Raw genomic sequence first — 6503 nt, 5'->3', positions numbered from 1 at the left:
AATAAAAAATCAATCTATGAGAAAGATCTATTTACACAAAAGATTTGACAGTTTCTTAAACAGTGGTTATTAATTTTTTCTAATTAATAACCATTGTTTTATAATACTGCTAAATAATCATGGTATAGTTTTTATTACTTCACTAGAATTAAAATTCGGTTATAAACCAAAGAAGGTCAGGTTAACTATGCTTTCACTTTTATTAATAATTTTCTTAATTTGGCTGTTTTTAAAGCTAGGCGTTGGTATTACTAAAACTCTAGCTTTTTTACTTATAATTATCTTTATTTTTATTTTCTTCATCCGTTTACTACTGCCCATCATTACTTTTATGATCATCGGCGTATTAGCATGGGCACTATTTCGAAATTAATAAATTCGTTTTAGTTCATTAACAAGCAAATCAGATAAAAGATCATAGCCTGCTGCGCCAAAGTGTAGGCCATCGTTTTTAACGCCGCGACATAAACGCGTTAAATCACCGCGATTGAGCATAGCCTGGCATAAGTTAATGTAGCGAAGGCCGTATTCTTTTGCTACTTCTTCTATTCTTTTTGCATATGAAGCAACAATCCTATTATTACGAACACGCTGTTTTTGTTCATCAACTGCCGGTGGTGAAACCAATATTACGTGGGGTGGGTAATACTTACAGATGATACTAGAAGTAATTAATTCCATATTTCTTTTAAATTGTTCTAGTGGTACCTGCTTATGCGTTGGCAAATCATTAGTACCCAATAAAATGACAAGATTATCACATTTTTCCGGTTTTAAAACCAGTTCACTCAGCATTGCAAAAAAGGCACCAGAATTAATACCTGAAACAGCGGTATTAATTAATTTTATTCCTGGAACCTTTTTCTTTAAATCTACGTTTATCCGCGGCTCAGATAAACCTTCATGCCGTGCAATAATGCTATCACCTGTTAAAAGGATTTTCATCTGCTTCACTAACCTTCTAAATCTAAGAACTTTATTACGTGCATAATCAATATAAACTTTTTTAAAAATTTAATTAGTCATCCGCAGATAATTTGCAAAAAATTTATCAATTTCAATCCTATATAATAAATTTTTTAAAAGTTAAACCCTAAATAAATCTTATTCTCACGCAAATTTGTTAATTACAAATAGCTCCATATTTAAATTTTCCAAGTACTGAATACTATATATTGTGGTATGATTTGTTTTGCACACATAATGATGTAGTTGTGAAACAATTGCATCATTATTATTAATTAGAATTATTTTTTAGGAGTGACTTAGCTGTGTTAAACAAGGAAATTACTTTAGATCAATCTTTTATTGATCAAGTGAAACAAAATATTACCCCACACTGGGGTGAATTAGGTTGGGTTACATATAAGCGAACTTATGCAAGATGGTTACCCGACAAAGACCGTACAGAAAATTGGGACGAAACCGTTAAACGGGTCGTCGAAGGTAACATCAACCTCGACCCGCGCTTAAAGCACTCACCTTCTGATGAAGTAATCTCAGAACTAACCAACGAAGCTAAGAAACTATTTAAATTAGTCTATGGTTTAGCGGCTACCCCATCAGGTCGTAACCTTTGGATTTCTGGTACTAGTTACCAAAAACGCAACGGTGATTCATTAAACAATTGTTGGTTCATTGCCATTCGTCCACAAAAATACGGTGATAGCCATATCGTTCCATCTTATTTAGGTAAATCACAGGTAGCTGTCTCAATGCCATTTTCATTCCTCTTCGATCAATTAATGAAGGGCGGCGGCGTTGGTTTTTCAGTTGTTAAAGACAACATTGAAAAAATCCCTAAGGTCGACGATAAAATTGATTTAACCATTGTGATCGACAAAAAGAGCAAGTCGTATGACGCCTCCGTTAAAATGGGTGCCACTGATAAAGACAAGTGGTCCCAAGAAAATAAAAACGCTGACGATTATGTTTACTACAAATTGCCAGACACACGTGAGGGCTGGGTATTAGCCAATGCCCGTTTGATTGATATGCACTTCAACCAAACTAACCCCGATAAAAAGACGAAACTAGTACTTGATATCAGTGATATTCGTCCATATGGAGCTAAGATTCACGGTTTTGGTGGTACTGCATCAGGTCCTATGCCACTCATCGAAATGCTTTTTGACGTCAACAAAGTTATCGATGCCCGCGTTGGTAAAAAGTTAACTGCCGTCGATGCTACCGATGTATGTAACTTAATTGGTAAAACAGTTGTTGCAGGTAACGTAAGACGTTCAGCAGAGCTAGCCCTTGGGTCAAGTACTGATCAAGACTTCATCAAAATGAAGCAAGATAAAGATAAACTTTATCACCACCGTTGGGCTTCAAACAACAGTGTTGCTATTAATTCCAAGTTTAACGATTATGGTCCAATTGCCGATGGAATCAAGCATAATGGTGAACCTGGAGTGGTTAACCTAGAATTATCACGCGATTACGGTAGAATCATTGATGGTTACCAACCTGGGATTGATGGTGACGTTGAGGGAACCAATCCATGTGGGGAAATTTCACTTGCTAACGGTGAGCCATGTAACTTATTTGAGGTATTCCCTTATGTTGCTGAACAACAAAACTGGGATTTAAAGGAAGCTTTCACTTTAGCTGCTCGTTATACCAAACGTGTTACCTTCAGTCCCTATGACTGGGAAATTTCACGCAACATTATTCATAAAAATCGCAGAATCGGTGTTTCTATGTCTGGTATTCAAGATTGGCTTTTATCTGACCTTGGACACAGAGTTGTTACCGGTTTTAAAGACGGAACTGATAAAGACACCGGCAAGAAAATTAAGGTACCGGTTTACGATCCTAAAGGCATTAAGTTGGTCGAGGGCCTTTACAACGCTGTAATCGACGCTGACAAGACCTACAGCGATGAATTGGGATGCCAGCCATCAATTAAGCACACCACGGTTAAACCGTCTGGTACGGTCGCTAAATTGGCTGGTGTATCCGAAGGGATGCACTTCCACTATGCTGGTTACATGATTCAGCGGATTCGTTTCCAAGCTTCAGACCCATTGTTACCAGCACTTAAAGCTTGTGGCTACAAGATGGAACCTGATGCTTACACAAAGAACACTATTTGTGTTGAATTTCCAATTAAGGCAGCTCATGCAGACAGTAAGAATTTTGCTTCAGCTGGAACTGTTTCAATTGCTGAGCAATTTGCAACCCAAGCATTCTTACAAACTTATTGGTCAGACAATGCGGTTAGTTGTACTGTCACCTTCCAATCTAAGGAAGCTGATCAGATTGCCCCGCTTCTTCGCCAATACCGACATACTATTAAATCAACTTCACTTCTTCCGTATTATGGAAATTCATTTAAACAAGCACCTAAAGAGCCAATCGATAAGAAAACTTATAAAGAAAAGAAAGATTTAATTTCTGGAGACGTTGAAGAAGTATTCACTAAGCAAAATGACGACCAAAAGGGATTAGAATTAGTCGGTCAAACAGATTGTGAATCTGGTGCTTGCCCAATTAAATAGGTTAAAATTTAGTAAAAGGATTAACAGAGGAGTATAGATATGAAGAAGAACAAAAATAAGTTAAGTATAATTGTTGCAATTGTTGCATTTTTTACTTTTACATTAACTGGTTGCCAAAATAATCAGAGTAAGAACGCTAAGAAAGATAATCAAATTGCTGTTACCTACACCTTAAAAGACAACAAAAAGGATACAGAAAAGAAAACAGTTGACGTTCCTAAGAAGAAAGCAACCGTTATGACTGGTTTGAAGAAAGCTTGGAAAGTTCAAAGTTCTAAAGGTTTCATTACCAGCATTGATGGCAAGAAGCAAAATCCTAAGAAGAAGGTTTACTGGACCTACACCCTTAATGGTAAATATGCTAAAAAGGGTGCTGACCAACAAAAAGTTAACAACAAAGATAAGGTCAAATTTACTTTAGCTAAGATGAAATAATTTATGAAGAATGAACATGTACAGATCAAGGAACTTGCCTTAATGGCAATCCTGACAGCAATGTGCGTGGCATTAAGAATATTTAAAATCATTCCGATCCCCAATGTTCAACCCGTAACAGATATCTTAATGATCGTTACCTTGAATATGGGGATCGGTTTTGGTTTCGTCTTAGCCACCCTAACAATGGTCATTTCTAATATTTATTTAGGATTCGGAATTTGGACCATTCCACAAATCTTATCATATGCAGGCTGTATAATTACTGTAGCAATATTATCGAAGGTTCTGCCGCTTAAAAAACATCTATGGATACAATTAGCCGTAGCTACTTTTTTAGGCTGGGAATACGGATTTATAGTCGATTTAGGAATGGCTATTTGGGGCGGTATTCCTGCTTTTATTGCATATTGGGCATCGAGTCTTTTGTTTGATACTTACCATGCAATTGGAAATTTTGCTTTTTATCCGATTCTATATAAACCTCTTAACATTGCGCTTGAACGCTACAAACGGGGAATAACCTAATGACATTAAAAATTTACACTAAAGTTGGCGACAAAGGATTTACCAAACAGGTTACCGGCAAAATGGTACCAAAATATGATTTACAAATCGAAGCCTTAGGCAACATTGATGAATTGCAATCATACTTAGGAGTAGTTTTAGCTAACCTATCCTCTAAATGTGAGAATCTACGTCAAGAGATCCAAGATTTACAACGAAATTTATACCTATTACAGTCTGATATCGTCGTAAAGAGACATAATGATGTCGGTGAAACTAAAGTCAAAGAATTAGAAAAACGGATTGATGAGCTGAATAGCAAATTACCCCAGATTACTGAGTTCATCTTACCCGGTGGTTCAAAAACTGGCGCAAATTTACAGTATGCACGTACAATTGCGCGACGAACAGAACGATCCATGGCTAAACTTAGCTGTGAGCAGCAAAAATTAAGCGCTGGTAACTTAGAATACATCAACCGTCTATCTGATTATCTATTTATTTTAGCCCGTTACGCGAACTTTTTAGACGGTTACAAGGATGTTAAGAGTAAACAAAAATAAACATCTTTCATAAATAAACTAAAAGGCAGTTAACTCCATAATTCGAGTTAGCTGCCTTTTTCATTGAATACTTATTTTTTCACGATTGAAGCGATACCAGCAATAATATTTTCATATTCCTGCTCATTTTCTACAAAAGAATCATTGTTAATAATAATATCAGCAATGTTCTTTACTTTTTTAGCACCTTTATCGATCTTAAATTGATCTTTTTTCTTTGTCCTAGCCACAATTTCAGCAAAGGTATAATCTTTTCCATTATCAACCGTTTGTTTTTTAAATTCACGCTTAGCACGCACTTCAATTGGAGCTTCAATATAAATGTTCATCATTCTAGGGCCCAGTTCCTTTTTTAGGTATGCTCCTAGTTCTGCCCGATACAAGCTTTCAATCGAAGCATAATAAGTTCCGGCCTCTTCCATCTTTTGAATCAGCCTATACAGAAATTCTCTGAAGACCTTTTCTTGATCACCAGAATATAACTTGACGAAATCTTCTTCTGAGGGATGCCCAGTGAAATCATAGTTACGAGCACGCATCATTTCTTTTTCAATTTGGATTATTTTCATCCGTTTAATGCCTATACTATTTAAATATAAACCTGCCGCAGATTTACCGCATTCGCTTAATCCGCCCAGTGAAAACATTCCTTTAACATAACGCTTCTTGTCTTCGAATTGCTGATCAGTTATTAACATGGTTGGCCTGCTTCATTATGATAAAAATTGCTTTAAAAGTATATCAAAATCGTCAATAATATGCAAGCGATTACATATTTGATATTATAAGAAATAGAGGCAATTAAAACTAATAGTAAAAGGAATGATTCACATGAAACATTTTATAAAAATTATGTCAGATTCTATTAATGAAATCACCATTCTATTTATTATCAAAGATGGACATAAAATTATTATTGATCACTACCCACAATTAAATAAATTAGGTAAATGGATCCCTAGTAATGACTCAACTATTTTGCGTTTACGTACCCGCTTAGGAAAGCTAACTATAATTAAAGAATTTTCTAAAATAACTGGACTCAATAAAAATCGATTTAAAGCTGAAGAAATATCAAGTATAGACGTATGGTAAAAATATCTAAATCTACTATAGTAGAAATTATTTATCTTCTTTTTTAAGAAATTGGTATAAATATAAAATACTATCTAAGATTCCAAGAATACTTACTACAATAGACATCCATTTCACTAATCCATTAAATAAAATACATGCTGAAATAAATAACCCGATCAAAATTATCATTATGGTAATTTGATAAATATTAGCCAAAAGAAAAGTATGACTTACAATTGTAGTTATTATTACTACAAGCCCTATGATGAATATGACCAACATAACTTGCCACATTCTCGGTTTTCCATACGTAGAATTATAAATTCCAAGTATTGCAACCACTATTAAACTGATTATCGAAACTGTCAAATCTTTTGTGTAAATAAATCTTTCTCGTAGATTGATTTTTTTAATT

8 protein-coding genes are annotated in these 6503 nt (G+C 35.0%); 5 read left to right on the top strand and 3 right to left on the bottom strand.

Translation table 11 applies throughout. The features are described from left to right. Positions 1-369: 369 nt before the first annotated feature. The gene (locus tag FC77_RS07230; protein WP_056970972.1) at positions 370-945 is read right to left on the bottom strand and encodes an SGNH/GDSL hydrolase family protein; all 576 of its coding nucleotides are present in this window, start codon (positions 943-945) and stop codon (positions 370-372) included. A 326-nt stretch (positions 946-1271) separates the two neighbouring features. Between FC77_RS07230 and nrdJ the strand changes: the two genes are divergently transcribed. From nrdJ to FC77_RS07210, 4 genes are read left to right on the top strand one after another with little or no spacing between them, the layout of a single operon-like run. Further along, entirely contained in the window at positions 1272-3506 is a 2235-nt protein-coding gene (gene nrdJ, locus FC77_RS07225; RefSeq protein WP_056970971.1) for a ribonucleoside-triphosphate reductase, adenosylcobalamin-dependent, read from the top strand. 39 nt (positions 3507-3545) lie between these two features. Next, positions 3546-3941: a DUF4430 domain-containing protein gene (locus FC77_RS07220; protein WP_056970969.1), complete on the top strand. Its 396-nt coding sequence runs from the start codon at positions 3546-3548 to the stop codon at positions 3939-3941. 3 nt (positions 3942-3944) lie between these two features. Then, complete coding sequence (locus FC77_RS07215) at positions 3945-4469, top strand: ECF transporter S component (protein WP_056970967.1); 525 nt, start codon at positions 3945-3947, stop codon at positions 4467-4469. Further along, positions 4469-5011 carry a cob(I)yrinic acid a,c-diamide adenosyltransferase gene (locus FC77_RS07210; protein WP_054682262.1) on the top strand — a complete coding sequence of 181 codons (543 nt, stop codon included), beginning with the start codon at positions 4469-4471 and terminating at the stop codon, positions 5009-5011. Before FC77_RS07215 ends, FC77_RS07210 begins: the two co-directional genes overlap by 1 nt. A 71-nt stretch (positions 5012-5082) precedes the next feature. Here the strand turns inward: FC77_RS07210 and FC77_RS07205 are convergent, their stop codons facing one another. Continuing rightward, positions 5083-5709, bottom strand: a complete 627-nt coding sequence (locus FC77_RS07205; protein WP_056970965.1) for a nucleoside/nucleotide kinase family protein — start codon at positions 5707-5709, stop codon at positions 5083-5085. A gap of 133 nt (positions 5710-5842) precedes the next feature. On the opposite strand from FC77_RS07205, the gene FC77_RS07200 reads away from it, so the two are divergent. Beyond that, a complete protein-coding gene (locus FC77_RS07200) occupies positions 5843-6106 on the top strand; it encodes a hypothetical protein (protein ID WP_054682257.1) in 264 nt (87 codons plus the stop codon). A 27-nt stretch (positions 6107-6133) separates the two neighbouring features. On the opposite strand, the gene FC77_RS08305 is transcribed toward FC77_RS07200, so the two are convergent. Further along, positions 6134-6503 (bottom strand): hypothetical protein (locus tag FC77_RS08305; RefSeq protein WP_236699543.1); only part of this gene is annotated, 370 nt, incomplete at its 5' end.

Source organism: Lactobacillus acetotolerans DSM 20749 = JCM 3825 (assembly GCF_001436775.1).
In the GTDB taxonomy this organism is placed as follows: Bacteria; Bacillota; Bacilli; order Lactobacillales; family Lactobacillaceae; genus Lactobacillus; species Lactobacillus acetotolerans.
This window is presented reverse-complemented; position numbering and strand designations above follow the sequence as displayed.